Annotated in this window: 20 protein-coding genes and 1 pseudogene; 11 read left to right on the forward strand and 10 right to left on the reverse strand. The window is 66.1% G+C overall.

The window, feature by feature from the left end; translation table 11 throughout:
• Positions 1–2: 2 nt before the first annotated feature.
• The 6 genes from EET10_RS09695 to EET10_RS09720 form a co-directional block, all read right to left on the reverse strand.
• Positions 3–1802: a nickel-dependent hydrogenase large subunit gene (locus EET10_RS09695; protein WP_122502109.1), complete on the reverse strand. Its 1800-nt coding sequence runs from the start codon at positions 1800–1802 to the stop codon at positions 3–5.
• Between the two features lie 70 nt (positions 1803–1872).
• Positions 1873–2928: an NADH-quinone oxidoreductase subunit B family protein gene (locus tag EET10_RS09700; protein WP_036403871.1), complete on the reverse strand. Its 1056-nt coding sequence runs from the start codon at positions 2926–2928 to the stop codon at positions 1873–1875.
• A 271-nt stretch (positions 2929–3199) separates the two neighbouring features.
• The gene (hypB, locus tag EET10_RS09705) at positions 3200–3982 is read right to left on the reverse strand and encodes a hydrogenase nickel incorporation protein HypB (protein WP_036403868.1); all 783 of its coding nucleotides are present in this window, start codon (positions 3980–3982) and stop codon (positions 3200–3202) included.
• 12 nt (positions 3983–3994) lie between these two features.
• Positions 3995–4330, reverse strand: coding sequence for a hydrogenase maturation nickel metallochaperone HypA (locus tag EET10_RS09710; RefSeq protein WP_063468506.1), 336 nt, complete (start codon positions 4328–4330; stop codon positions 3995–3997).
• 119 nt (positions 4331–4449) lie between these two features.
• Positions 4450–5583, reverse strand: a complete 1134-nt coding sequence (nicT, locus tag EET10_RS09715) for a Nickel transporter NicT (RefSeq protein WP_063468505.1) — start codon at positions 5581–5583, stop codon at positions 4450–4452.
• Positions 5584–5703: 120 nt separating this feature from the next.
• Positions 5704–6075: a WhiB family transcriptional regulator gene (locus EET10_RS09720; protein WP_051490568.1), complete on the reverse strand. Its 372-nt coding sequence runs from the start codon at positions 6073–6075 to the stop codon at positions 5704–5706.
• Positions 6076–6370: 295 nt separating this feature from the next.
• On the opposite strand from EET10_RS09720, the gene EET10_RS09725 reads away from it, so the two are divergent.
• Both EET10_RS09725 and EET10_RS09730 read left to right on the forward strand, forming a co-directional pair.
• Entirely contained in the window at positions 6371–8056 is a 1686-nt protein-coding gene (locus EET10_RS09725) for an IS1634 family transposase (protein ID WP_122501864.1), read from the forward strand.
• Between the two features lie 381 nt (positions 8057–8437).
• A complete protein-coding gene (locus EET10_RS09730) occupies positions 8438–8944 on the forward strand; it encodes a Fur family transcriptional regulator (RefSeq protein ID WP_051490567.1) in 507 nt (168 codons plus the stop codon).
• 29 nt (positions 8945–8973) lie between these two features.
• On the opposite strand, the gene mtr is transcribed toward EET10_RS09730, so the two are convergent.
• From mtr to EET10_RS09745, 3 genes are all read right to left on the reverse strand, one after another.
• A complete protein-coding gene (gene mtr / locus EET10_RS09735) occupies positions 8974–10353 on the reverse strand; it encodes a mycothione reductase (protein WP_063468503.1) in 1380 nt (459 codons plus the stop codon).
• Positions 10354–10361: 8 nt separating this feature from the next.
• Positions 10362–11378, reverse strand: a complete 1017-nt coding sequence (locus EET10_RS09740) for an alpha/beta hydrolase (RefSeq protein WP_099188215.1) — start codon at positions 11376–11378, stop codon at positions 10362–10364.
• Positions 11379–11485: 107 nt separating this feature from the next.
• Positions 11486–12964, reverse strand: a complete 1479-nt coding sequence (locus tag EET10_RS09745) for a PE family protein (protein WP_122502110.1) — start codon at positions 12962–12964, stop codon at positions 11486–11488.
• A gap of 456 nt (positions 12965–13420) precedes the next feature.
• Between EET10_RS09745 and EET10_RS09750 the strand changes: the two genes are divergently transcribed.
• Positions 13421–13879, forward strand: a complete 459-nt coding sequence (locus EET10_RS09750; RefSeq protein WP_246013627.1) for a (R)-mandelonitrile lyase — start codon at positions 13421–13423, stop codon at positions 13877–13879.
• 101 nt (positions 13880–13980) lie between these two features.
• A complete protein-coding gene (locus tag EET10_RS09755) occupies positions 13981–14382 on the forward strand; it encodes a PPOX class F420-dependent oxidoreductase (protein ID WP_211187919.1) in 402 nt (133 codons plus the stop codon).
• 54 nt (positions 14383–14436) lie between these two features.
• Here EET10_RS09755 and EET10_RS09760 read toward each other — a convergent pair whose 3' ends face one another.
• The gene (locus tag EET10_RS09760; protein WP_122502111.1) at positions 14437–16056 is read right to left on the reverse strand and encodes a hypothetical protein; all 1620 of its coding nucleotides are present in this window, start codon (positions 16054–16056) and stop codon (positions 14437–14439) included.
• Positions 16057–16339: 283 nt separating this feature from the next.
• Between EET10_RS09760 and EET10_RS09765 the strand changes: the two are divergent.
• From EET10_RS09765 to cobA, 7 genes and pseudogenes are all read left to right on the forward strand, one after another.
• Positions 16340–17769: pseudogene (locus EET10_RS09765) on the forward strand (IS1182 family transposase).
• 365 nt (positions 17770–18134) lie between these two features.
• Positions 18135–19619, forward strand: a complete 1485-nt coding sequence (gene mqo, locus EET10_RS09770) for a malate dehydrogenase (quinone) (RefSeq protein ID WP_063466398.1) — start codon at positions 18135–18137, stop codon at positions 19617–19619.
• 28 nt (positions 19620–19647) lie between these two features.
• The gene (locus EET10_RS09775; RefSeq protein WP_036403863.1) at positions 19648–20118 is read left to right on the forward strand and encodes a GNAT family N-acetyltransferase; all 471 of its coding nucleotides are present in this window, start codon (positions 19648–19650) and stop codon (positions 20116–20118) included.
• A complete protein-coding gene (locus tag EET10_RS09780; protein ID WP_063466399.1) occupies positions 20115–21965 on the forward strand; it encodes a magnesium chelatase subunit D family protein in 1851 nt (616 codons plus the stop codon). The genes EET10_RS09775 and EET10_RS09780 overlap by 4 nt, the downstream gene beginning before the upstream one ends.
• 33 nt (positions 21966–21998) lie before the next feature.
• Complete coding sequence (cobO, locus tag EET10_RS09785; protein WP_036403861.1) at positions 21999–22622, forward strand: cob(I)yrinic acid a,c-diamide adenosyltransferase; 624 nt, start codon at positions 21999–22001, stop codon at positions 22620–22622.
• A 4-nt stretch (positions 22623–22626) separates the two neighbouring features.
• The gene (locus tag EET10_RS09790; RefSeq protein WP_244601902.1) at positions 22627–24000 is read left to right on the forward strand and encodes a cobyrinic acid a,c-diamide synthase CobB; all 1374 of its coding nucleotides are present in this window, start codon (positions 22627–22629) and stop codon (positions 23998–24000) included.
• Between the two features lie 358 nt (positions 24001–24358).
• The gene (gene cobA, locus EET10_RS09805; RefSeq protein ID WP_122502113.1) at positions 24359–25594 is read left to right on the forward strand and encodes a uroporphyrinogen-III C-methyltransferase; all 1236 of its coding nucleotides are present in this window, start codon (positions 24359–24361) and stop codon (positions 25592–25594) included.
• The last annotated feature ends 21 nt before the right edge of the window (positions 25595–25615 follow it).

Below are 25615 nucleotides of genomic sequence, written 5' to 3' on the forward strand. Positions count from 1 at the left end.
CGTCACTCCGTCGATGGTGACTGCGTCGGCGTGTGCAGTCTCTCGAGTGTCTTGCCCTTGCCCAGGTACATATGTACGCCGCAGGGCAGGCACGGATCGAAACTGCGCACGGTGCGCATCACGTCGATGCCCTTGAAGTTCTCCCGGCTGTTCTCCTCGAAGATCGGCTGACCCTGCACCGCATCCTCGTAGGGGCCCGGCGTGCCGTAGCTGTCGCGCGGGTTGGCGTTCCAGGGGGTGGGCGGATACGGGTGATAGTTGGCGATCTTGCCGTCGCGGATCACCATGTGGTGGCTGAGCACGCCGCGGACCGCCTCGGTGAAGCCACAGCCGATGGCCTCGTCGGGCACCTCGAAGCGCTCCCAGGTCTTGGTTCGTCCGGCGCGGATCTCCGCCAACGCCTTCTCGGCGAAATGCAGCGCGCACGCGGCCGCGTAGGCCTGGAAGTAGGTGCGGGCCCGATCACGTTCGATGGTGTTGCTGCCGTGCCTGGGCACCCTCCACTCGAATTCGACCGGCCCCTTCAGCGCGGTCTTGGGCAGGTTGATCTTGACGCTGTTGCCGGTCGCCTTGACGTAGCCGATGTCGACCAGGCCGGCCAGCGCCGTCGCCCACAGCCGCGCCAGCGGGCCGCCGCCGGTGTCCAGCGCCAGATGGTCCTTGCCGTCGAACCAGCGCGGCGACATCACCCAGCTGTATTTGCCGCCGTCCAGATCCCGCTTCTGCGGATGCGGGTTGGTGTGCTGGTTCCACGGGTGGCGCCGGTCCACCGTATTGCCCAGCGGATCGGTCTTGACGAACATCTCCTGGTCGGTCCAGTCGTCGTAATACGAACTGCCCAACAGGATTCGGATGCCCAGGTTGATGTCCACCAGCGAGTGGGTGACCAGTTTTCCGTCGACCACCACACCCGGGGTAACGAACATGGCGTTACCCCAACGCTCCATGTCCTTGTAAGCGAAGTTGCACACCTCGGGATCCTGGAACGAGCCCCAACAGCCCAGCAGCGTGCGGCGCAGGCCGACCTTCTCGTAGCCGGGCAGGGCGTCGTAGAAGAAGTCGAACAGGTCGTCGTGCATCGGCACGACCTTCTTCATGAACTCGACGTAGCGCATCAGCCGGGTCATGTAGTCGGTCATCAACTGGACGGTGGCGGTGGTCCCGATGCCACCCGGGTACAGCGTGGACGGGTGTACGTGGCGACCCTCCATGAGGCAGAACATTTCTCGGGTCCAGCGGCTGACCTGCAGGGCCTCCCGGTAGAACTCGCCGCTGAACGGGTTGAGCGAGCGCATGATCTCGGCGATGGTCTTGTAGCCGTGCGCGTCGGCGTGCGGAGCCGCGGTTTTCTCCGCCTCGGCCAGCACCCCCGGATTGGTCTCGGCGACCATCTTCTCGCAGAAGTCCACGCCGACCAGGTTCTCCTGGAAGATGTTGTGGTCGAACATGTATTCCGCGGCCTCGCCGAGGTTGATCAGCCATTCGCCGAGGTGCGGCGGCTTGACCCCGTAGGCCATGTTCTGGGTGTAGCAGGAACACGTCGCGTGGTTGTCGCCGCAGATGCCGCAGATGCGGCTGGTGATGAAGTGGGCGTCGCGAGGGTCCTTGCCCTTCATGAAGATCGAGTAGCCGCGGAAGATCGACGAGGTGCTGTGACACTCGACGACCTCTTTGTTCTCGAAGTCGATCTTGGTGTAAATGCCGAGGCTACCCACGATCCGGGTGATCGGATCCCAGGACATTTCGACGAGCTGGCCGGGTTCGCGCTTGGCGGTGGTCGGCTCGGGGACGATAGTGGTCATCGAAATCTCTCCGTCCGAGATGCTGAGTTGGGAATGGCGCGCTTGACCTGGCAGTCCAGCTGCCAGGTACTCACCAGGTTCTCTGGGCTCCGGTGGTGAGTTGGGTGCCCTTGTGGCGCCAGCGTGGTTCCTTGTCGACGGTGCGCGCCGTGATACCCCGCAGGTTGCGAATCACGGTTCCGTACAGACCCGACGCGGTGGTGGACACCTTGCCGCCCGGTGGCTCGTCCATGAAGGGCATGAACTTGTCGGGGAAGCCCGGCATGGTGCAGCCGATGCAGATGCCGCCGACGTTCGGGCACCCGCCGACACCGTTGATCCAGCCGCGCTTGGGCACGTTGCATTTCACAACGGGACCCCAACAGCCAAGTTTCACAATGCATTTCGGCGAGCCGTATTCGGTGGCGAAGTCGCCCTGCTCGTAGTAGCCGGCTCGGTCGCAGCCCTCGTGCACGGTCTGGCCGAACAACCACTTGGGCCGCAGCGCGTCGTCGAGCGGAATCATGGGCGCCTGGCCGGTCGCCATGTAGAGCAGGTAGGTCAGCGTCTCGGCGAGGTTGTCGGGATGGATCGGGCAGCCGGGCACGCAGACGATCGGGATGCCGGCCTTGCTCTTCCAATCCCAGCCGAGATAGTCGGGAACACCCATCGCGCCGGTGGGATTGCCGGCCATGGCGTGGATGCCGCCATAGGTGGCGCAGGTCCCGACGGCGACGACCGCGGTGGCCTTGGGTGCCAGCCGGTCGAGCCACTCGCTGGTGGTGATCGGCTGGCCGGTGGCCGGGTCGTTGCCGAACCCGCACCAATAGCCCTCGTCCTTGATCTTTTCGTTGGGTATCGACCCTTCGACGACCAGCACGAAGGGCTCCAATTCGCCGCGATCGGCTTTGAAGAACCAGGCGAGGAAGTCGTCGGCCCCGCCGGTGGGTCCGCATTCGAAATCGATCAACGGCCAGTGGACGGCGACTTTGGGGAGGCCAGGAAGCGCTCCGAGAGCGATCTCCTCGACGCTGGGCTGGGTGGCGGCAGTCAACGCCACCGAATCGCCGTCACAGCTGAGACCTGCGTTGATCCACAGAACGTGAATCAACGCTTCTTCTGCTTTGACTGCTGCTTCTGTTGGCATATTGCAGCTTTCCGGGGCGAGCTGAAACCCCTGACGCTGCCGGAGTCGACCGTCGGCCCACTTGCGCAGCGCTATTTCTGGGTCTACTCCGTGTCGTTGTGCCTTGTCAATGGTTCGCAGGTGGCAGCCGATTCGGCATTCGATGGCGGCCTGTTGGCTAGCCTGTCTTTGTTCTTCAGCAGCAGTGCCAGAACAGAATTCGCAATCCGGCCATGCGCATGATCATTGCGAACCGTTTGCAATTGACGTTGCGCCAACACCCGATGCCACCCTAGCCGGTGGGCACGCCGCGGGTGAACCGACGCAGCCAATCGAACCAGGCGGCCATGCCCGCACCCGTGCGCGCACTGACCGGCAGGATCGCCGCGGCCGCATTCACTTGGCGGACATGGGCGATGTAGGCCTCCACATCGGCGTCCAGGTAGGGCACCAGGTCAATCTTGTTGAGCAGCACCACGTCCACTGAGCGAAACATCACCGGATATTTGAGCGGTTTGTCCTCGCCTTCGGTGACGGAATAGACCATGGCCTTAGCGTGCTCGCCGACGTCGAATTCGGCCGGGCAGACCAGGTTGCCGACGTTTTCAATGATCACCAGGTCCAGGCCGGGCAGGTCCAGACCCGGCAGGGCGCGGTTGACCATGGGAGCGTCCAGATGGCATTCGCCGCCAAAACCGTTGCTGGTGTTGAGCAGTGACACCTGGGCACCGCGACCGCTGAGTTTGGCGGCATCCAGGTCGGTGGCGATGTCGCCCTCGATTATCCCGATCGCGAACTCTCCGGCGAGCTCGTCGAGCGTGGCTTGCAGCACGGTGGTCTTTCCCGACCCGGGTGAGCTCATCAGGTTGAGCGCGCGGATGCCGTTGCCGTCGAATGCCGCCCGGTTGATCGTGGCGCGCGCGTCGTTCTCGGCGAAGATGTCTTCGAGCACATCGATGCGCGCAGTGCCGGTCTGGTAACCGGTGTGATCGCCGTGCTCGTGCTGGTGCTCCCGTACGTGTTCGTGCTCGTGGATGTGCACGGTCCCGTCGTCGTGGCGGTGAAACCTACCCATTATCAACACCTTTCACGAGACATCGAGCGACGTCACCAGGAATTCGTTGCCGCGTAGCACCTCGATGTCGGGACTGTCGCATTGCGGGCACCAGATCGACCAGGGCGAGGTGATTTCCGACTGACGGCCGCAGGCACGGCAGCGGACCTCGGCGGTGACGCATTCCAGTTCCAGCTCGGCGTCCGGCATGTCCGCCGAGTCGCGGATCAGCGTCCAGCAAAACGACAGCGACTCCGGGACCACCTGGCGAAGCGCGCCCACCCGCACGCGGACGACGTCGACGTGGCGTCCGTCGGCATGCGTCTTGACCACGCCGGCGATCGCCTCGCACAGGGCGAGCTCATGCATGACCGTGCCCCGCGTGCCTGCGGGCGGGCGAGCCCATGAGCCTGTTCTACACCGTCGACGACCAACGGGCCATCTCGCCGCGACCGGCCCGGGGCGCTCGTGGGCACGCACCCGGACCGTCAGGCGCGCTCGACCGTCGGCACCCACTTTTCTTCGATGCGACCGAGGCGCCATACCAGCAGGGCGACGGCCCAGGTGACCACGAACATGGCGGCGACCGCGAAGCCGACCACGTTCAGGTCCAATCCGGCGATCCACTTCCAGAACGGGCCCCGCCAGCCGAATTCGTCGGCGAAGAGGCCGAGCAGTTCGGCGCTGCCGATCAGCAACGCGACCGCTACCGACAGGGCGGTGATGGTGATGTTGTAGTAGATCTTGCGCACCGGATTGGAGAATGCCCAGCCGTAGGCGAAGTTCATGAACGAACCGTCGATGGTGTCCAGCAGGCACATGCCCGCGGTGAACAACACCGGCAGGCACAGGATGGCGTACCAGGGTAACCCGGCTGCCGCGCTGGTGCTCGCCAGGATCAGCAGCGCGATCTCGGTGGCGGTGTCGAAGCCCAGCCCGAACAGCAACCCCACCGGATACATATGCCACGACTTGGTGATCGCCTTGGTGAACCGCCCGAGGAATCGGTTGATCAGCCCTCGGTTGTCCAGCTGTCGCTCCAGCTCGGCTTCGTTGAACTCGCCACGACGCAACCGGGCGAACACGCGCAGGATGCCGGCCAGGACGATGACGTTGAGCACGGCGATCAGATACAGGAACACTCCGGAGACCCCGGTGCCGATCAGGCCGGTGTAATGGTGCAACGAGGAGGAGTCTTGTTGAACCGGTCCGACGATGGCTTTGACTCCGGTCGCCAGTAATACCGCCAGAGCAAAGACGACGGTGGAGTGGCCCAGCGAGAAGAAGAACCCGGCGGCCAGCGGCCGCTGCCCGTCGTTCATCAGCTTGCGGGTGGTGTTGTCGATGGCGGCGATGTGGTCGGCATCGAAGGCGTGCCGCATGCCGAGCGTGTATGCGGTCAAGCCGATGCCGATGCCAAATGCCTTGCCGCCCACGGCTAGTTGCGCGGGCTCCACCAAAGCGATCAGGGTGATCCAGCCAACCAGGTGCAGCGCGACGATGACGGCCAACATCGATCCCAGGCGCCACCACTCCGCTGGTGCCAATACGCCGAGCACCCGGGAGAAACCTGTCGACTGTGAGGGATGTGACGGGCGCCGGTCGAGTTCTCTACGGGCCATGTTGGTCCTTGCAGCGGCGGGCGGAACACAACAGCCAAGACTGTAGGTTGCGTCACAAGTTATTGCAAGTCACTTGCAGAAGCGCCGGGGGTTTGTCGCCGGTGAACACCGCGTTGCGTGCTACGCGCTGGCGGCGCCGGTCGGAGCTGCCGCGGTGCCATGGTTGCGCCGGGCGGCGATGTAGGCCGCCCAGGACTTCACTTCGGGGTGCTGCTTGAGCAGGGCGCGACGCTGGCGCTCCGTCAGCCCGCCCCAGATCCCGTACTCGACGCGGTTGTCGAGAGCATCGGCGGCGCACTCGAGAATCACCGGGCAGCTCCGGCAGATCGTCGCCGCTTCCCGCTGGGCGGCTCCGCGCACGAACAATTCCTCTGGGTCGATGTTGCGGCACCGGGCTTTGGACACCCACGCGGAGCGGGCTTCGGCGTCCGAGCCGTAGGGAAGGCGATGAACTGCAGTAACGGCGCCGGTTTGTGCGGCGTAGTTCCGGATTTTTGGCACGAGATTCCCCCAAGGCTGCGGCCGGCGTCAACAGATGAACTTGTCGAACGGCCTGTTTTGCCCGCGAGGCAAGTGCGTGCCCGCGCCAGATTCGCCGGCGGCTCGACCTGCTGTCATACTCATCCCCGCTGATGCAGGGATCGCGCGGTGTCGAACAGGCGTCTGCCGCGACAGTACGAAAAGGCGTCAGGTAGCGCCTAGCGGGAGTTTCCGGCCTTTTTAGTTGATCGGCGTGTCTTTCGTTGTGGTGCTTGAGGTTTGTGTGACGAGAGAGTATTACCCATATATGGCGTCGATCGTGGGGAAGCGCCGCGGCAAGCAGACCTACTACTACCTGGTGGAATCGGCGCGGGTGGGCGGCAAGCCGCGCATCGTGTCCCAGCAGTATCTGGGCAGCGCCGATGAGGTGCTGGCCAAGCTGTCGGCGACGCCGAGCGGGCAGCCGATCCGCAGCCAGCACAAGCAGTTCGGGGATCTGGCGGCGGTGTGGTCGACGCTGAGGCGGCTGGACGTGGCCGGGATCGTCGACGAGGTGGCGCCGCGTCGCGCGGACGCGGCCGCGTCGGTGGGCACCTACATCGCGCTGGCATGCGCGAACCGAATCGTCGACCCGTGCTCCAAACGCGAATTCGCCGACTGGTGGGCCAGCACGGCCGGGCCGCGATGGGTGAAGCTGGGCCGCGCCGCGCTGGATCACCGCCGGTTCTGGGACGCGATGGACCGCCTCGGCGAGAGCGAGCTGCGCGAGATCGAGACCCGGCTCGGGCGGGCGATGGTCGGCGAGTTCGGGCTGGATTTGACCGGGCTGGCGCTGGACATGACCAACTTCGCCACCTTCATCGACACCGGCAACGCGAAGGCGTCGATCGCGCAGCGCGGCAAGGCCAAACAGAAACGCACCGATCTGCGGCTGGTCGGGTTGGCGCTGGTCATCACCCGCGACGGCGGGGTGCCGGTGATCAGCCACGCCTATCCCGGTGATCGGCCTGATGTCACCCAGTTCCCCACGGTCATCGACGAGCTGGTGGCCCGCTACCGCGACCTGGTGTCCTCGGTCGAGTCGCTGACCGTGGTCTATGACGCCGGGCAAAACAGCGGCGACAACCACACGGTCGTCGAAGAGCACGGGATCGGGTTCGTCGGGTCGCTGCCGCCCAGCGATCACCCCGACCTGCTGGGCATCCCGGCGCGCGACTACCGTGTCGTCGACGAAGACCGCTATCCCGGGCTGACTTTCGTCGACACCACCGTCACCGCGCTCGGGGTGACCCGCCGCGCGGTGCTGACCCACTCGGCGAACCTGGCGGCCAAGCAGGCCCGCGGCCTGGACCAGACCCTGGCCAAGGCGCGGCGTCGGCTGGCCGAGCTGGCCGCCCGCCTGGCCCGCGGCCACACCCGCCGCGACCGCGACAAGGTGCAGGCCCAGATCGCTGCGATCTGCAAACCCCGCTGGGTGGCCGATATCATCACCGTCACCCTCACCGGCGAGCAGCCCGCCGAGTTGCGGCTGGCCTGGCACACCGACAGCAAAGCCCGAAAACGCTTGGAACAACGAATCTTCGGCAAACGGATCCTGTTCACCAACCGCGACTGGCCGGTGCCCGACATCGTGGCCGCCTACCGCTCCCAATCCGACGCCGAATTCGGCTTCCGCCAGCTCAAGGACCCGCACGTGGTCTCGTTCAGCCCAATGCACCACTGGACCGACTCCAAGATCCGCGTACACGTGTCCTACTGCGTGCTCGCCTTGGCCGTCGCCCACCTGATGCGCCGCCACGCCGACCAGGCTGGGCTGCACCTGTCCGTGCGCGAGTTACTCGACCAGCTCGCCGGCATCGAAGAAACCGTGCTGCTCTACCACGACGGCGGCAAGGGACGCCCCCGCGTGCAACGCATGCTCACCGACACCACCCCCACCCAACAGAAACTGGCCGACCTGTTCGACATCCACCAATACGCACCCACCCGCTGACCCCGCCGGGCCCCTCACAGCGAGTTGGGTAATACACCAGCGCTGCCCGAAAAAGCCATCCCACCAGGCGAAACCAGACCCACAATCAAGAAAGGCCGGAAACTCCCGCTAGGGCCTATTGTCACCACCGCAGAGGCTTCAAATCCCTTGTGGCTGTGACCATCGTCCTTGCCGGTCACGGCGCCGGATCTGTCCCGCGGGCCGGGTGCGCGGCCCGCCGAGTGCCGCCGGCCGGCAGTCGGCGTCGGCATCGGAGCCAAGCCGGGGCCGTGGCGGCGGGTCCGCCCGGCGCACGGGCCGCGTCGCAATCAGCTGATTCCTCGCCACCCCGAGCCGGAGGGGATACTGGCGAACCCGGCCTTGCGGCGCGACACTGAACAGGTGACGTCAAAGCCGTCGGGCCTGGACCCGGCCGTCACTGAACGGATCGGTCGGCTCCTGCGTGCCCACGGCCTGCGGCGAATGCCCTCGCGGATTCAGGTGCTGGCGGTCCTCGAACCGGTCAACGGCCATCTGTCGGTGGCCGAGATTCATCAGCGGTTGACCGCGTGCCTGTCCGCCGGGACCCAGCCGCCCGACCTGGCCACCGTCTACCGCACCGTGACCATCCTGGTCGACCAGGGAGTGTTGCATGCGTTGACCCTCGATGGCGGGGTAACCACTTACGGGCTGGCCACCGCGCCGCACCACCATGCGGTGTGCACCCAGTGCGGGGCGATCATCGAGGTGCCCGCGCGGCAGCTGAGCTCGGCGCTGGAGCACGCGATGGCGGGCAGTTCGTTCGCGCTGTCGGAGCGGGCCGGTCTGACGCTGCGCGGTTTGTGCCCGGCGTGTCAGGACAGCGTGCAGGATCTCGGCGACGCCACCGATCCGCGCCCGCCACGGTGACGCGATCCGGCGCAGCGCCGGCGCTGACGTCAGCGCAGGTTCAGCAGTGCGTTTTCGACGACCTCGGGCAGTGCCGGGTGAATCCAGTACTGGCCGCGGGCCATCTCGGCTGCGGTGAGTCCGAAGCTCATCGCCTGGATCAGCGGCTGGATGATCGACGACGCCTGGTGGCCCATGATGTGCGCGCCGAGCAGGCGCCCGCTACCGCGTTCGGCGATCAGCTTGAGGAACCCGGTGGTGTCTTCCATCGCCCAGCCATAACCGACGTCGCCGTAGTCCTGTATTGCGATGCAAATGTCGAAACCTCTTGCCACGGCTTCGTTTTCGGTTAATCCCACAGCGGCCAGCTGCGGATCGGTGAACACCGCCGCCGGTACGTAGCGATGGTCGGTAACGGCCATCGATGCGGTATCGTCCCAGTCGCACAACAGATTATGTTGCACGACACGGGCTTCGTGGTTGGCGACGTGCTTGAGCTGATACGGCGACGAGACGTCACCGAGGGCGAAAACATTACGTGCGGAAGTCCTTTGGTATTCGTCGACCACCACCCGGTCGTCGTCCACGTCGACGCCGGCCCGGTCGGCGTCCAACAGGTCGGAGTTGGACCTGCGGCCGGTCGCCACCAGCAGCAGATCCGCGTCGATGGTGGACCCGTCGTCGAGTGTGAGCGACAGACCGGTTGCGCCGTTTTCCCCGGCCACGACATTGCGATGGGTGCGCAGTTCCCATTTCGTCGATGCGATGCGGGTAAACCGTTCGCACAGCGTGTCGTCGCAATGCCGCAGCATACAGCCGCCCCGGATAACCAACGTGACACGAACCCCGAACGCTGAGAAGACGTGCGCGAATTCTGCTGCTACGAAACCACTTCCGACGATCACCAGATGCTTCGGCAACTCGGCGATCCGCATGACTGTGTCGCTGGTGTGGTACTTGACGCCGCAGGCCAGGATCGCCGGCGGAATCACCGGCCGCGAGCCGGCCGCGATCACCACCTGATCGGCGGTGAACTCGTCACCACCGTCGGTGCGCAACAGATAGCGCCCGTCGGCCTGTACACCCCCGAACCGGGTATGGGCGGGGTACACGTCGATGTTGCGGGCCGACCGCCGATACTGCTCGCCGCCCATCGCGATCGGATCGATCCGCCCGAAGACCCGGGAGACGATATCGTCCCAGCGCACCCCGTCGATGTGCGCGTCGACGCCGTACCGGCCGGCACCGCGGATCGTTTTGGCCACATCCGCGGCGTAGACGAACATCTTGGTCGGCAGGCACCCGACGTTGAGGCAGGTGCCGCCGAAGGTGCCCTGCTCGCAGATCGCCACCCGTTTGTGCGCATAGCGGTCGTCGAGAATGCTGTTGCCCGAACCGGTTCCGATGATCGCCAGGTCGTAGGTTTCCATTGAGGTGCTCACCCTTTCCCCGACGATGCCGAGGCGCCGGTGTCGTCCAGTGTGCCGAGGTAGTGGTCCAACCAGTTGTCCAGGTGGCGATAGGCGATCCGGCGCGGCTCCGGCAGCGACAAGAACACGTCGTGTTTGGCGTCGGGAACCGGAATGATGGTGCTGCGGTTGCCGATACAACCGGCCCAGCGGGCGATATGGGTGACATCGAGCACCGCGTCGCCGCGTTGCAGGGCCGCCGGGCCGGCGTTTTCGCGCACGGTGTGATCGGAACGAAGGATCAGGTTGGGCACGCCGACGTCGAGCCCGCGATGTAGCCGGGCCTGGCCGCGACGGGTGGCATGCACCCAGCCGAAGGTGATCGGGAAGCCGCCCACGGGTTTCCACTGCAGGTTGTAGTCGAACTCCCCGTCATGGTCGCGGTGCAGGGTGGTGCCGTACCCGCTCTCACGCGGTAGCCGGACCACCCTCTTGGGCCGCATCCGCGAGATCGCGGCGACCGCAGCCGCGGTGAGGCCGGAACGCAGGATCGCCGGCCCGTGCAGGTCCAGGAAAGGGCTGTTGAGCACCAGGCCGCCGACGGCGGCGGGTGCTGGCATGCTGCGCCGGCGCAACCGGTCCAGCCAGAGCGAGACGATCAGCCCGCCGGCGGAATGGGCATACACCAGAACCCTCGCGGTCTGCGTTTGCTCGCCGATGACCCGCAGGGCGTGTTCGAGTTCGGCGTCATAGTGAGCCAGGTCGGTGGTGAAGTGCGGGGTCTGGCCATCCTGGCGGGAGCGGCCGCACTTGCGGAGGTCCAGCGCATAGAAGGCGAACCCGCGGTGCGCGAAGTGATCGGCCAGTTCGGTGTGGAAGAAGTAGTCGGTGTAGCCGTGCACGGCCAGGACCGCGTGATCGGTCCGGACGGGTTCTCCGCGACGGATCAGGGTTGCGACGACGTCGCCTTCACCGTCGGGGTCCGGTCCCAGCGGAATCGGATACTGCCAATAGCCGGGCAGGACATCGGGCATCCAGCCAGTCACGGGGCCAGCTTATGGCGTGGCCGCGGTTCTTGCGGCGCGACGCCCGATGTGGTTCGCGAACGTGTTGCTGCTCGCCACTCAATCGCTATCTGGTGGTAAGCACCCGGCTAGGGCAGTCCTTGGATGCCATTCTGGCCGAACAACTGTCCGCCCGCGCCGGCGGCACCGCCACGGTGGCCACCAGTGCCCGCATTACCGCCGTTGCCGCCGTTGCCGATCAGCCTGGCATTGCCGCCGGCGCCACCGCCACCGCCGATCGCCGATCCCCGCCCGTCGCCGCCGATGCCGCCGTCACCGCCGTTGCCGATGAGCCCGGCCGTGCCGCCGGCGCCGCCCACGCCCCCCGTCCCGGTGGCGCTGTCGAAACCGGTTCCCCCGGACCCGCCGGCACCACCGTTGCCGAAAAACATCCCGGCGCTGCCGCCCGCACCGCCGTCCCCGCCGAACCCACCGGTAGCGCCCGCGCCGCCGGTGCCGCCGGAGCTGAACAGGCCGCCGGCCCCGCCCGCCCCGCCGTCTCCGCCGACATACCCGAATCCGCCGGCACCACCGGTTCCACCGGGGCCGAACAGCCCGCCCACACCACCGGGTCCGCCCGCCCCGCCGTTGGCTACGCCGTTACCGTTGATCCCACCGGCCCCGCCGACCCCGCCGGGCCCGAACAGCAGCCCGCCGGCCCCACCGGCCCCACCGGCACCAGCACTACCCGTGACGGCGAACCCGCCGGCGCCACCGGCACCCCCGGAGCCGAACAGCCCACCGACACCGCCGGCCCCGCCGCCCCCGCCGGTGGTGCCGCCGCGACCGCCGGCTCCACCGGCTCCGGCGGAGCCGCCGAACATGCCGGCGTCGCCACCAGTCCCGCCGACGCCGCCAGCTGCGCCGGTACCCCCTTCGCCGCCGGCGCCGCCACCGCCACCGTAGCCGAACAACCCGCCAGCCCCGCCAGTCCCACCGGCACCGCCAGTACCGCCAAAGGTGGCGAAACCGCCGGTGCCGCCGGCTCCACCAGCACCAAACAGCCCACCGGTACCGCCTTTCCCGCCGATCCCGCCGACCCCGCCCCCACCGACGCCACCAGCTCCTCCGGCCCCGCCCACTCCGAACAGCCCCGCGTTGCCCCCCGCGCCGCCGCTTTGGCCTGGGGCACCGGACCCGCCGGCGCCACCATTGCCGATCAAGATCCCGCCGTCGCCGCCACCTTGTCCCGTCCCCGGGGCTCCGTTGGCGCCGTTGCCGATCAGCGGGCGGCCCAGCAACGCCTGCGTGGGCGCATTGATCGCATCGAGCCAGTATTGAGCGGCGTTGGTGGCTTCGGCGCTGGTGTAGGACCATGCGCTCGCGGTCAGCGCACCAACGAACTGATCGTGAAACGCAGCAGCGCGCGCGCTGACGGCCTGATAACTCTGGGAGTACGCGCCGAAAAGCGCCGCGAGGGCAGTCGACACTTCGTCCTGGGCGGCGGAGAGCAGTATGGTCGTCGGAGCCGCCGCTGTTGTGTTGGCAGCTCTGAGCGTTTCCCCGATCCTTTCCAGATCCACGGTCGCCGAGGACAAGATATCGGGCATGGTAACCACGAAGGACATCGGTTATCTCCTCGGAACGCCGGCTCGGCAGATGGTGTAAATGCTATGGCGGCGAGGAGGCCAATACCACGGTAGTGGTGTAAGAATTCGCTCGAGCGCGGGTTACTTCTCGAATGGGCCAACTGCGGCTTTTTTATATCGCCTCGTCGACGCCGCCCCTCGAATTTCCTTCCGGTGCAATCTATTCTGATTTGATTGCCGCGGCTGGTCAGCAGGTGCCGGCGTTCCGCCGCGAACAGCGCAATGCATGCGGGATGCTTAGCGTGGCGTCACCAACACACTCGTCGGCAACACCGACGGCGCCATTGTCGGACCGCTCGCAGGCTTACGCGGTTGCTCATCATGGTTGAGGTCGAAGCACTTTGATGGCATTGATCAGTGCGCTGAGCTTGGCTAGGATCCGTTTACCCATCCGGTGAAAGGCGTGACATGCGCGGCGTCTTAACACTTGCGGCGTTGGTCGCCGCGTATGGTCGGCTTGGCGTTTTCAAGGCCAGCCCCGGCGGCGGCAAGACGGACATGCGGATCTCCCGCGAAGGTGATCGTCCGGGCGGCCCCGGGCCGCAACAGTTCTTCACCGGCGATGTGGTACTCAAGCCATTGTTCGGGCCGGTGGGTTCCGCGAATAGCTTTGGCGGGCAGCTCACATTCGCCGCGGGTGCCCGCAGCGTATGGCACACTCATCCGGCCGGGCAGACGCTGATCGTCACCTCCGGCACCGGCTGGGTGCAGCAATGGGGTGGCATGAGGCAACAAATCAATCCCGGGGATGTGATCTGGACGCCACCGGGAGTCAAACACTGGCATGGGGCCACCCCAAGCGGCGAGATGACCCACATCGCTATTCAAGAGGAAGTCGATGGGCGCTTCGTCGATTGGCTCGAGAAGGTAAGCGACGAACAATATTTAGCTTGATTTGCGGGTTGATCGCCGCTGGCTGTTCTACACTGACGTCCGGTCCGCATGTCTTGGGATAACCGTCCAACCGCGCGAGGTGAGGATCACCGCTTGTGACAGTGTTCACCGACGTCGAGATCGAATATCTGGCCAGCCAGCGGCTCGGCAGGCTTGCGACGCTCGCCCCCAAGGGATCACCCCAGGTGCGGCCGGTCCGCTTCCAGTACAACGCGGAGCTGGACACCATTGACATCGGCGGCCGCGCGATGGCCGGCAGCCGCAAGCTTCGCAACGTCGAGAACGATCCCCGGGTGTCCTTCGTCATCGATGACCTCGCCTCCATCGATCCGTGGCGCCCTCGAGGGATCGAGATTCGCGGGCGGGCCGAGGCGCTGTCGGTCGACGGCGCACAACAGGGGTCCGGCGGTGCAATGATCCGCATTCATCCAAGGCGGATCCTGGTGTGGGGACTGGATAGCGAATCCCCGGCTCTGCACGCACGCAACGTGACGAAAGACTGACCGACGCCGGCTAGGGACCCTTGGTCGCTAGGACCTTGAGGATTGTCTTGAGTTTCAGGCTGCTTTGGGTAGCAGTCTGGCGGCGTCGGTGCGTTGTGTGATGTGAGTATCGATGGTGCGCAATGCGTTTCGTAATGGCGGTGGTGCGGGTGGCTGGTCGGCGGCCATGAGGGGCGCCAGTAGACGGTTGTGCAGTTTGGTGTAGAAGATCGCAAACCGCAGCCCGTCGCCGGTGAGGCGGTAGAGGTTGCGGCCCGGGATTCGGGTGATCAGGCCGTTGACGCGTAACCGGGTGAGGTCGTAGCTGGCCTGGTTGGTGGTGTAGGCGGTGCCGTCGAGCAGTCCGGTCATCAAGGCACGCAGGCTCTTGTTGGTGATGCCGGTGACAGCGAGCATCGTCGTGCACAGGGCGCCGGCCAGGGCTTGGACCCGAAGATCGCCGAACCGTAAGGCCGGGGTCTTCGCGCCATCCTCGGTGAGGGTGGGCCGCGCGATCCGCTCAAAGGCTGGACTCGCAAGGACGCAGCCCTGGCCGACACGCTCAGTATCGAGCAGGCGCCGATTGATTGCACGCGCGCGGGCCTGCAACTCATCGAGATGGACCAGGCGCCGCTGGCAGCGTAGGTCATCGGGTGAGTTGATCACGGTCTCGATCCGCAGCGCCCGCCCGCCTTTCAAATACTGCTTGATGCGTGAGCTCTTGTAGAACGCGTTGACGGTGACCTCGGTACCGCGAGTGACGACTTTCGTCTTGGGGACACAGTCGAGTTTCGGGGGCCGACCGCCTCGGCGGGGCCCGTAAAAGATCAGTTCCACGGTGTCGGGACGTCCGATGTCGAGGTTATCGGCGACCAGGGCTTCAAAGAATGAGCGGGCGTGGCGTGGGGCGTTGAAAACCAGGGTCCGTGACACCTCGACCTGGCGCATCGACAGTTCCCACCAGTAGCCCGCCGCCCGGTCGGCGTCAGTCAGCGGCAGCGGCAGCTGGCTCATCCAACGCTCGAAAAATACCTCGATGGCGCCTGGGCCCAGCCGGTCGCAGATGGCTTGCAGCGCGGCGGGATCCGCACAGGCGGCAAACCCGTTGGACAGCTCGTCAAACCCGATGCCGGCGTTGGCGGCCTGCCGTTTGGCGTACTCATGGCCGTTGAGCCACACCTTGATCGGGTACGGGAAGGATGTGCAAATCTTGATGAACGCCGGCCCGAAATCGATGTCCCAGACATAAAAATAAAAACACGTGACCCGCCGGTCTGCCTTGTAGAACGAAAACCACGGCACACCGTTGTTGCCGATGTGTTTTGCCGAGGCGAACACATTCTGGAACTCCTGGCCGATCCCGACCGCGACCACCCCGGAGCGGCCTGTACCCGCCTGCCCAACCAAATATGGGCGCATCACCTCAATCTTGCGGTCGTCCTTGCCGAACCTGACCACCGGGATGGTGTTGTCGGCAGCGAAGCCCTCGACCGCCCGGCGAAACGTGGTGCCCATCTTCTCGATGATCGCCGGCGACGGGATCGGATAACCCAGGTGCGCGGTCATAAACGACACCACCTGCCCGCCCACCTGCAGATTGGGCACATAGCCATTGAGACAGATCCGATCCATGCAGTCCAAATCCAGAACCACATGCCCATCAAGCACATCGTTGACCGTCACTGCCGCAGCCATGACCCTTAGCCTGCTCGGTCAAACCGGTCCTGACCAGCGACCAATCCCGGCGGCGGCGCACGTGAGGGCAGGCTCGGACCGCTTCTCAACCGGCAGCTAACCGGCAACGAACCCACCCCACCTAACCGCCCACCTCGGCGGTCCGAGGCTGGCCTCGCTGGGAGCGCGGGTCAGTAACACGCCGGTGGGGGTGGGCATCTGATTTGTCGGGTGCAGGCGATGATGGGGTGTGCGTGATGATTTCGGTGCTGATGGGTTGTTCGAGGTTGATCCTGGGCAACGGGTGGATCCGGTTTTTTTAGCGCCGAAGCGGTCGGTAGATAAGACCTTTCGGGCGTTCGACCCTGAGCAGGGGTTGTTGTTGCCGCCATCACTGGATGACTGGCTAGCGGCGGATCATTTGGTGCGGTTCATTGCTGATCTGGTCGATGAGCACCTGGACCTCTCACGCATCACCGCGGCCTATACCGAGGTTCGTGGCGGACCGCCTTACGATCCGCGCCTGATGGTGCGGATTCTGCTGTATGGCTACACCACCGGAGTTCGTTCGTCGCGGAAGCTGGAATCGGCATGCGTTGATGTGGTTGCGTTTCGGTGGCTGGCCGCCGGTAGCGCCCCGGACTACCGTGCGATCGCTCGGTTCCGCAAACGGCACCTCTCCGCACTGGGGCACCTGTTTGTGCAGGCACTGGCGTTATGCCAGGCTGCGGGCATGGTCAGCCTGGGCCAGGTCGCCCTCGATGGCACCAAGGTCCGGGCCAACGCCTCCAAACGCAAGGCGATGAGCTACGCCCGGATGACCGACAAGGAAAAGGTTCTCGCCAGCGAGGTCTCGGCACTGTTGTTGGAGGCTGAGCGCATCGACAAAGACGAGGACAAGAAGTTCGGCAAGAGTCGGCGCGGCGATGAACTGCCCGCAGAATTGGCTCGCCGTGAAACCAGGCTGGAAAAGATCCGCCAAGCCAAGGCCGCCCTGGAAGAAGAAGCCCGTGCGCGGGCCCGTGCGCAGGCAGAGGCCAAAGCCCGCGATCGCGCGGCGATGACGACGACACGACTGCGGCTCAAGGGGCGGCGGCCGCCGAGCAGGTCGCCCCGAAACCGAAGGCGCAGCGCAACTTCACTGACCCTGATTCCAAGATCATGCTCACCGGCGACGGGGCGTTTCACCAGTGCTACAGCGCCCAGGCCGTCGTTGATGCCGATCACCAGGTGATCGTTGCCACCGAGATGAACACCAACGCCGCCGATGTGGGTAACTTGATGCCGTTGACCGAGCAGGCCGCCACCAACACCGGGCAGGTGCCCGCTGCGGTCCTTGCCGATGCCGGGTACTGCTCAGCGGACAACCTCGATCGCGCCGGCGACTACACCGCCGCGTGGGGCACCGAGTTCTTCGTCGCCACCGGCCGACCTCGTCGCGGTGATCCACCCCCGGTCGCCGCCCGTGGTCGGATCCCGGACTCGGCCACCAGAAAGCAGCGCATGGCCCGCAAGCTCACCACCAAAACCGGCCAGGCCATCTACGCCCGTCGTAAGGCCATCGTCGAACCTGTCTTCGGGCAGATGAGCACCTTGCAGGACGCCAAACACCTACTGCTGCGCGGGCTCGAGCAGGCCCGTGGCGAATGGCTGCTGTTAGCCGCCTGCCACAATCTGCGCAAACTCCACGGCCACATCGGAATCCACGGCCTGGCCGGCCTGGCCATCAGCTGACCACCGGGCCAATCCTCGGCCACACGCGGACCCCCCGACCACGACGCCTTCCCGATCGCCAAACACTGAACCCCGGCAAGGCCACCCACGCCGAAAACAATCACGCCCCCGCGAACAAGGCAGACCCGCCAAAGGCGTTACTGACCCAGGGTCCCTAGCCGGACCGGCGCTCGGTATTCCGGCGAAACGTTGTGCGCCGCGATCAGTGCGTGCCAATCGCTTTGGCCTCGCGAGCCGCGGCGGTCGACGCGGTGTTCCGGCCATGACTCCAGTCGGCTCCCGTCGCCGCATGGAGGGGACGTTGGCGAGCCCGGCCGTCGGGATAACCTTGGGACAGCACACCCGAGGGAAGGACCAAGAATCCGGTGGCAAAGCTGGCCAGGGCTGCTGATGTCGTGCTGGTGGGCGCGGGCATCATGAGCGCGACGCTGGGAGCGTTGCTCAAACGACTGGAGCCCGATTGGTCGATCACCGTGATCGAACGGCTCGATGCCGTCGGCGCCGAGAGCAGCAGTCCCTGGAACAATGCCGGCACCGGTCATGCGGGACTGTGCGAAATGAACTACACCCCGGCCGGTCCCGGCGGCGCGATCGACGTAACCAAAGCCGTCCTGATCAACGAGCAATTCCAGGTCACCCGACAGTTCTGGGCCTACGCCGCGGATAACGGCGTCTTGACCGACGTACGCGGCTTTCTCAATCCCGTCCCGCACGTGAGTTTCGTGCATGGCGCCGACCACGTGGATTACTTGCGGCGCCGCCGCGATGCGCTTGCCGGCAACCCATTGTTCTCCGGCACCGAACTGATCGACGACCCGGACGAGTTCGGTCGCCGGTTGCCGTTCATGGCCGCCAAACGTGACTTCTCCGAGCCGGTCGCGCTCAACTGGGCCTCCGACGGCACCGATGTCGACTTCGGTGCGCTGTCTCGCCAGCTCATCGCCTATTGCGTACGCAACGGCACCACCGCGCTGTTCGGCCACGAGGTCCGTGACCTTCACCGCCAGCACGACGGCAGTTGGACATTGACCGTCAACAACCGCCGCAGCGGCCAAAAGCACATGCTGAAAGCCAGATTCGTCTTCGTCGGGGCCGGCGGGGACGCGCTGCCGTTGTTACAGAGGTCCGGCATCAAGGAGATCAAGGGCTTTGCCGGTTTTCCCATCGGAGGCCGCTTCCTGCGCAGCGACAACCCGGCGCTCACCGCCGCCCACCGGGCCAAGGTCTATGGGTTTCCGTCGCCGGGCGCACCGCCTCTGGGAGCGCTGCACCTCGACCTGAGGTTCGTCAACGGTACTCCCTGGCTGGTTTTCGGGCCGTACCCAGGCTGGTCGCCAAAGTTCTTGAAACACGGCCACTTCAGCGATTTGCCCCGGTCGATCCGGCGCGACAATCTACTGTCGCTGCTCGGCGTTGGCGTGACCCAACTGAGCTTGCTGAACTATCTGCTTGGTCAGCTGCTGCTCTCGGCATCGGATCGCATCGATGTGCTTCGTGAATTCGCCCCCAGCGCAGTGGATTCCGACTGGAAGCTGACCGTGGCCGGTCAGCGGGTGCAGGTGATCCGGCCTGACAAGCGCAAGGGTGGGGTGGTCGATTTCAACACCACACTGGTCGGCGCCGCCGATGGGAGCATCGCCGGGCTGCTGGGAGGTTCGCCGGGCGCCTCGACGGCAGTGCCCATGATGTTCGAGGTTCTGCAGCGCTGCTTTGGCCACCGGTATCAGTCGTGGTTGCCCGCCCTCAAAGAGATGGTGCCTTCACTGGGAGCCAAGCTCTCCCAAGAGCCCGCGCTGTATGACGAAGTGTGGTCCTGGACCACCAAGGCGCTGCAGCTGGACGCCGCATGACCCACGCCGGCGGGGAAGGGCAACGCTTATGAGCGAGGCGCTCCGCCGAGCCTGGGCCAAAGACCTTGACGCCGCAACCCTTTACGAACTGCTCAAGCTGCGGGTGGAAGTCTTCGTGGTCGAACAGGCCTGCCCATATCCCGAACTGGACGGCCGCGACCTGCTCTCCGAGACCCGGCATTTCTGGCTGGAAACACCTGACGGCGAGGTGATCTGCACCCTGCGTCTGATGGAGGAGCACGCCGGAGGGGAGAAGACATTCCGCATCGGCCGGCTGTGCACCCGGCGGGATGCCCGCGGTCAGGGACATACCACCCGGCTGCTGCGTGCCGCGCTGGCTGAAGTGGGTGACTACCCGTGCCGGATCGACGCCCAGGTCTATCTGGCCGACATGTACGCCCAGCACGGATTTGTCCGTGACGGTGACGATTTCATCGACGACGGTATTCCGCATGTGCCGATGCTTCGGCCGGCGTCCGGTCCGGCGGCCCACTCGTGAAGCCCTATCCGTTCAGTGCGATCGTCGGACACGACCACATGCGGCTTGCGTTGCTGTTGTGCGCCGTTCGCCCGGAGATCGGCGGGGTACTGGTCCGCGGCGAGAAAGGCACCGCGAAATCGACGGCTGTGCGCGGGCTTGCGGCGCTACTGTCGGCGGCGACCGGCGGCGCCGGGCTGGTCGAGATGCCATTGGGGGCCACCGAGGACCGGGTGGTGGGTTCACTGGATTTGCAGCGGGTCCTGCGTGACGGTGAGCACGCGTTTTCACCGGGCCTGCTGGCGCGTGCTCACGGCGGAGTGCTCTACGTCGATGAAGTCAACCTGCTGCATGACCATCTGGTCGACATATTGCTCGACGCCGCCGCGATGGGACGGGTACATGTCGAACGCGACGGCATATCCCATTCGCATGAGTCCCGCTTCGTCCTGATCGGCACCATGAATCCCGAAGAGGGCGAACTTCGTCCGCAGCTGCTGGACCGATTCGGTCTCACCGTCGACGTGCAGGCATCGCGAGACGTCGACGTGCGCGTGGAGGTGATCCGGCAGCGGATGGCATACGAAGCCGATCCCGAAGCGTTCGCCGAACGCTATGCCCAGGCCGACGCGGAACTGGCTCGCCAGATCGCTGCGGCGCGTGCCCTCGTCGACGACGTGGTGTTGCCGGACAAGGAATTACGGCGCATCGCCGCGATATGTGCGGCCTTCGACGTCGACGGCATGCGAGCCGATCTGGTGGTGGCCCGAACGGCAGTCGCGCACGCGGCCTGGCGCGGTGCAGGCACTGTCGAAGAACACGACATCCGGGTAGCCGCCGAACTGGCACTGCCGCATCGCCGCCGGCGAGACCCTTTCGACGATCACGGTCTCGACCGCGACCAGCTCAACGAGGCGCTGCGGCGGGCGGACTCCGACCAGGATCCCGAGCCTGACCCACCCGGCGGCGGTCGGGCAGCCGAAGACCCTGAGCCCCAACCCAACCCGCACTCAACTGAAGACCCGCCGCGCCCGGCTTCGCCGGGCTCGCGATCATCACCGAAACCCAGCGCGCCGCCGTCGAAAACCTTTCGTACCCGCGCGCTGACTGTTCCGGGTGTCGGCGAGGGCGCCCCCGGACGACGGTCGCGGGCCCGCAACGCATCTGGCAGTGTGGTGGCCGCCGTTGAAACCGGCGACCCGGACGGTCATGGGCTGCATCTGTTCGCCACTCTGTTGGCTGCCGCCGGGCATGCGGCTGGAGCCGGGCCGCTGCGGCCGGAGGCGGACGACGTGCGCCGCGCGGTCCGCGAGGGACGCGAGGGCAACCTGGTGATCTTCGTTGTCGACGCATCGGGATCGATGGCCGCCCGCGATCGCATGGCGGCGGTCAGCGGCGCGACCATGTCGCTGCTGCGCGACGCTTATCAGCGGCGTGACAAGGTCGCGGTGATCACCTTCCGACAGCGCGAGGCCGGGTTGTTGCTGCCGCCCACGTCGTCGGCGCACATCGCCGGCCGGCGGCTGGCGCGGTTCGACACCGGCGGCAAAACCCCGCTCGCGGAAGGTCTGTTGGCAGCGCGCCAGCTGGTCGTCCGGGAAAAGGCGCGTGACCTCGCTCGCCGCGCCCTGGTGGTGTTGCTTACCGACGGACGGGCCACATCCGGGCCAGACCCATTGGGCCGCAGTCGAATTGCCGCATCACGACTGGCCGCTGAGGGCGTGGCCGCCGTGGTCGTAGACTGTGAGACTTCCTACGTTCGGCTCGGATTGGCCGTGCAGCTGGCCCGTCAGCTGGGTGCGCCGGCCGTGCGCCTCGAGCAGCTGCACGCCGACCACTTGACCCGGGCCGTCCGTGACGTGGCCTGAAGCCGGGACTTGAAGCCGGAAAGGTAACCGCTTATGCCGCAGGGAAATCCGACTTACATCCCCGATGACGGTCTGACAACCAGGGCCCGGCGCAATCAGCCGGTGCTGGCGGTGCATACCGGTGACGGCAAGGGAAAATCAACGGCAGCCTTCGGAATGGCGCTGCGCGCGTGGAATGTCGGGCTCGACGTCGCGGTATTCCAGTTCGTCAAAAGTGCCAAATGGAAGGTGGGCGAAGAAGCGGCGTTCCATCAGCTCGGTCGGCTGCACGACGAACAAGGGATCGGCGGAGCCGTCGAATGGCACAAGATGGGCGCGGGCTGGTCGTGGACGCGTCAATCGCGCAAGGCCGGCAGCGATCTTGATCACGCCGTCGCGGCGGCGGACGGTTGGGCCGAGATCGCGCGCCGGCTGGCGGCGCAACACCACCAGTTTTACGTGCTGGACGAATTCACCTACCCCTTGAAATGGGGTTGGCTTGACGTCGACGACGTGGTGGAGGTGTTGCTGGCACGGCCCGGCCACCAACATGTCGTGATCACCGGACGCGACGCACCACCTCGATTGATCGAGGCAGCCGATTTGGTGACCGAGATGACCAAGGTCAAACACCCGATGGATGTGGGCCGTAAGGGTCAGCAGGGCATCGAGTGGTGAAACCGTGACCTCGACACCGGCCCTGGTGATTGCCGCACCCGCCTCGGGCAGCGGAAAGACCACCATCGCAACGGGTTTGATGGGGGCGCTATGCCGAGCCGGTCACCGGGTCGCGCCCTTCAAAGTCGGTCCCGACTTCATCGATCCCGGTTACCACACCCTCGCCTCAGGGCGGGTCGGCCGCAACCTGGACCCGGTATTGGTGGGGGAGCGGCTCATCGGCCCGCTCTACGCGCACGGCACCGTCGGCACCGACATCGCGGTGGTCGAAGGTGTGATGGGCCTATTCGACGGGCGTATCGGTGAAGCGATGAGCGGCCCTGCAGCGGGGTCCACCGCACACGTCGCAGGCTTGCTGGGGGCGCCGGTGGTCCTGGTGGTCGACGCGCGGGGCCAGAGCCACAGCATTGCGGCGCTGTTGCACGGCTTCACCACCTTCGACTTAACAACCCGGATTGCCGGCGTCATTCTCAACCGGGTCGGGACGGCCAGGCATGAGCATGTGCTGCGACAGGCGTGCGAGCAGGCCGGTGTCCCAGTGCTGGGCGCCATCCCCCGAGCCGCTGAATTGGAGCTTCCTACAAGGTATCTGGGTCTCGTCACCGCGGTCGAGTATGGTCGCCGGGCCCGGCTGGCAGTCGAGGCGATGACGGCATTGGTCGCTCGGCACACCGATCTGAGCGCAATGGTCGCGGCCGCCGCAAGCCGCGTCGGCGCACCGCCGTGGGACCCGGTGACGGCCGCCGGCGGGCCAATGAGCGGGCGCCCGGCCGTTGCGATGGCGGCGGGCAAGGCCTTCAGCTTCGCCTACGCCGAACATGCCGAGCTGTTGCGGGCCGTCGGGGCCGATGTCGTCGACTTCGACCCGCTCAATCAGGCACTGCCGGAAGGGACGAACGCCGTGCTGCTGCCGGGTGGATTCCCGGAGCAATTCGCCGCGGAGCTCTCCGCCAATGAGCTGGTCCGCCGCCAGCTCCGACACTTGGCGGCCGCGGGCGCCCCGATACACGCCGAATGCGCCGGACTGATTTATCTGGTATCCGAACTGGATGGATACCCGATGTGCGGCGTGCTGGCCGGCTCTGCACGCTTTACCCAGCGCCTCACACTGGGATACCGCGACGCCGTCGCGGTCGCCGACTCGCCGCTGTATTCGGTCGGCCGTCGGGTAGCCGGGCACGAATTCCACCGCACCACCGTCGCGTTCACCGACAGCTACCAGCCGGCGTGGGTGTATCGGGGTGCCGGGCATGATGACCACCCTGTGCGAGACGGCGTCGTGCATGGCGGTGTGCATGCGTCCTACCTGCATACACATCCGGCCGCGACGCCGGAAGCGGTGTCGCGCTTCGTCGCACATGCCGCCGCCCGGTCGTAGCGGCTCGGCGACACCCGCTGCGCCCGGCTCCGCCGCGTCGCGCTCCGCCGCGCTGGCGATCACCACGGTGTTCGACGGTGGTGATCCGCTGCGCCCGGCTCCGCCGGGCTGGCGATCACCACGGTGTTCGACGGTGGTGATCCGCCGCGTCGCGCTCCGCCGCGCTGGCGATCACCACGGTGTTCGACGGTGGTGATCCGCTGCGCCCGGCTCCGCCGGGCTGGCGATCACCACGGTGTTCGACGGTGGTGATCCGCTGCGCCCGGCTCCGCCGGGCTGGCGATCACCACGGTGTTCGACGGTGGTGATCCGCTGCGCCCGGCTCCGCCGGGCTGGCGATCACCACTAAGCTTGGCGGGTGACCGAGAGCCCTTACCTCGTCGGATTGCGACTGGCCGGCAAGAAGGTGGTCGTGGTCGGCGGGGGCAGTGTCGCCCAACGCCGGCTACCCCTTCTCATCTCAAGCGGCGCAGACGTGCACGTGATCTCCCGTAGCGCCACCCGCGCCGTCGAGGCGATGGAAGGCATCACGTTGTCGCTGCGCGAATACCGCGACGGGGACCTCGAAGAGGCCTGGTACGCGATCGCGGCCACCGACGACGCGGAGGTGAATGCGAGCGTCGTCGCCGAGGCCGATCGCCGGCAGATCTTCTGCGTCCGCGCCGACATCGCCGTCGAAGGAAGTGCAGTCACCCCGGCGACATTCAGCTATGCAGGGCTGTCGGTGGGCGTGCTGGCCGGCGGCGAGCACCGCCGTTCGGCTGCCATCCGGTCTGCGATCCGCGAGGCGTTGCAGACGGGGCTGATCACCCCCGAAGGCCCCGAAAGCCCCGTCGGCTCCGACGTTGTCCGCGGTGGGGTAGCGCTGGTCGGTGGCGGACCCGGGGACCCCGAATTGATCACCGTCCGCGGCCGTCGGCTGCTTGCCCAGGCCGATGTCGTGATCGCCGACCGCCTGGCGCCACCGGAGTTGCTCGCCGAGCTTCCCCCGCATGTGGAAGTCATCGACGCCGCCAAGATCCCGTATGGCCGGGCCATGGCCCAGGACGCAATCCACGCCGCCATGATCGAACGGGCCAAGTCCGGGAGTTTTGTCGTACGTCTCAAGGGCGGCGACCCCTTCGTGTTCGCCCGCGGCTATGAGGAAGTACTGGCATGCGCCGAGGCAGGCATTCCGGTGACCGTGGTGCCCGGTGTGACGAGTGCCATAGCAGTTCCTGCTTCCGCGGGCGTTCCGGTCACGCATCGGGCCACAAATCACGAGTTTGTCGTGGTCAGCGGCCATCTTCCGCCCGGTCATCCCGAATCGTTAGTGAATTGGGATGCTTTGGCAGCACTGTCCGGCACCATTGTTTTGCTGATGGCGGTGGAACGCATCGAACTTTTCGTCGAAGCACTGCTAAAAGGCGGCCGACCTGCGGAAACGCCGGTGCTGGTGGTTCAGCACGGAACGACGCCGGCTCAGCACACGTTGCGGGCTACCCTCGCCGACACGCCGGAAAAGGTCCGCGCAGAGGGGATCCGACCTCCCGCGATCGTCGTCATCGGGGCTGTTGCAGGCCTCGGCGGCGTTCGGGGTTTAAACAATTCTTAAGATTACTGTAAGGTAACCCGT

The organism is Mycobacterium pseudokansasii (assembly GCF_900566075.1).
Classification (GTDB): Bacteria; Actinomycetota; Actinomycetes; order Mycobacteriales; family Mycobacteriaceae; genus Mycobacterium; species Mycobacterium pseudokansasii.

Bases quoted from the DNA above. Each gene is read 5' to 3' on its own strand.
- hypB (WP_036403868.1), bottom strand. From the start codon at position 3,982: ATGGGTAGGTTTCACCGCCACGACGACGGGACCGTGCACATCCACGAG.
- EET10_RS09760 (WP_122502111.1), bottom strand. From the start codon at position 16,056: ATGGCTGCGGCAGTGACGGTCAACGATGTGCTTGATGGGCATGTGGTT.
- EET10_RS09775 (WP_036403863.1), top strand. From the start codon at position 19,648: ATGAGCGAGGCGCTCCGCCGAGCCTGGGCCAAAGACCTTGACGCCGCA.
- EET10_RS09700 (WP_036403871.1), bottom strand. From the start codon at position 2,928: ATGCCAACAGAAGCAGCAGTCAAAGCAGAAGAAGCGTTGATTCACGTT.
- cobO (WP_036403861.1), top strand. From the start codon at position 21,999: ATGCCGCAGGGAAATCCGACTTACATCCCCGATGACGGTCTGACAACC.
- EET10_RS09725 (WP_122501864.1), top strand. From the start codon at position 6,371: ATGGCGTCGATCGTGGGGAAGCGCCGCGGCAAGCAGACCTACTACTAC.
- mtr (WP_063468503.1), bottom strand. From the start codon at position 10,353: ATGGAAACCTACGACCTGGCGATCATCGGAACCGGTTCGGGCAACAGC.
- EET10_RS09710 (WP_063468506.1), bottom strand. From the start codon at position 4,330: ATGCATGAGCTCGCCCTGTGCGAGGCGATCGCCGGCGTGGTCAAGACG.
- EET10_RS09745 (WP_122502110.1), bottom strand. From the start codon at position 12,964: ATGTCCTTCGTGGTTACCATGCCCGATATCTTGTCCTCGGCGACCGTG.
- nicT (WP_063468505.1), bottom strand. From the start codon at position 5,583: ATGGCCCGTAGAGAACTCGACCGGCGCCCGTCACATCCCTCACAGTCG.
- EET10_RS09695 (WP_122502109.1), bottom strand. From the start codon at position 1,802: ATGACCACTATCGTCCCCGAGCCGACCACCGCCAAGCGCGAACCCGGC.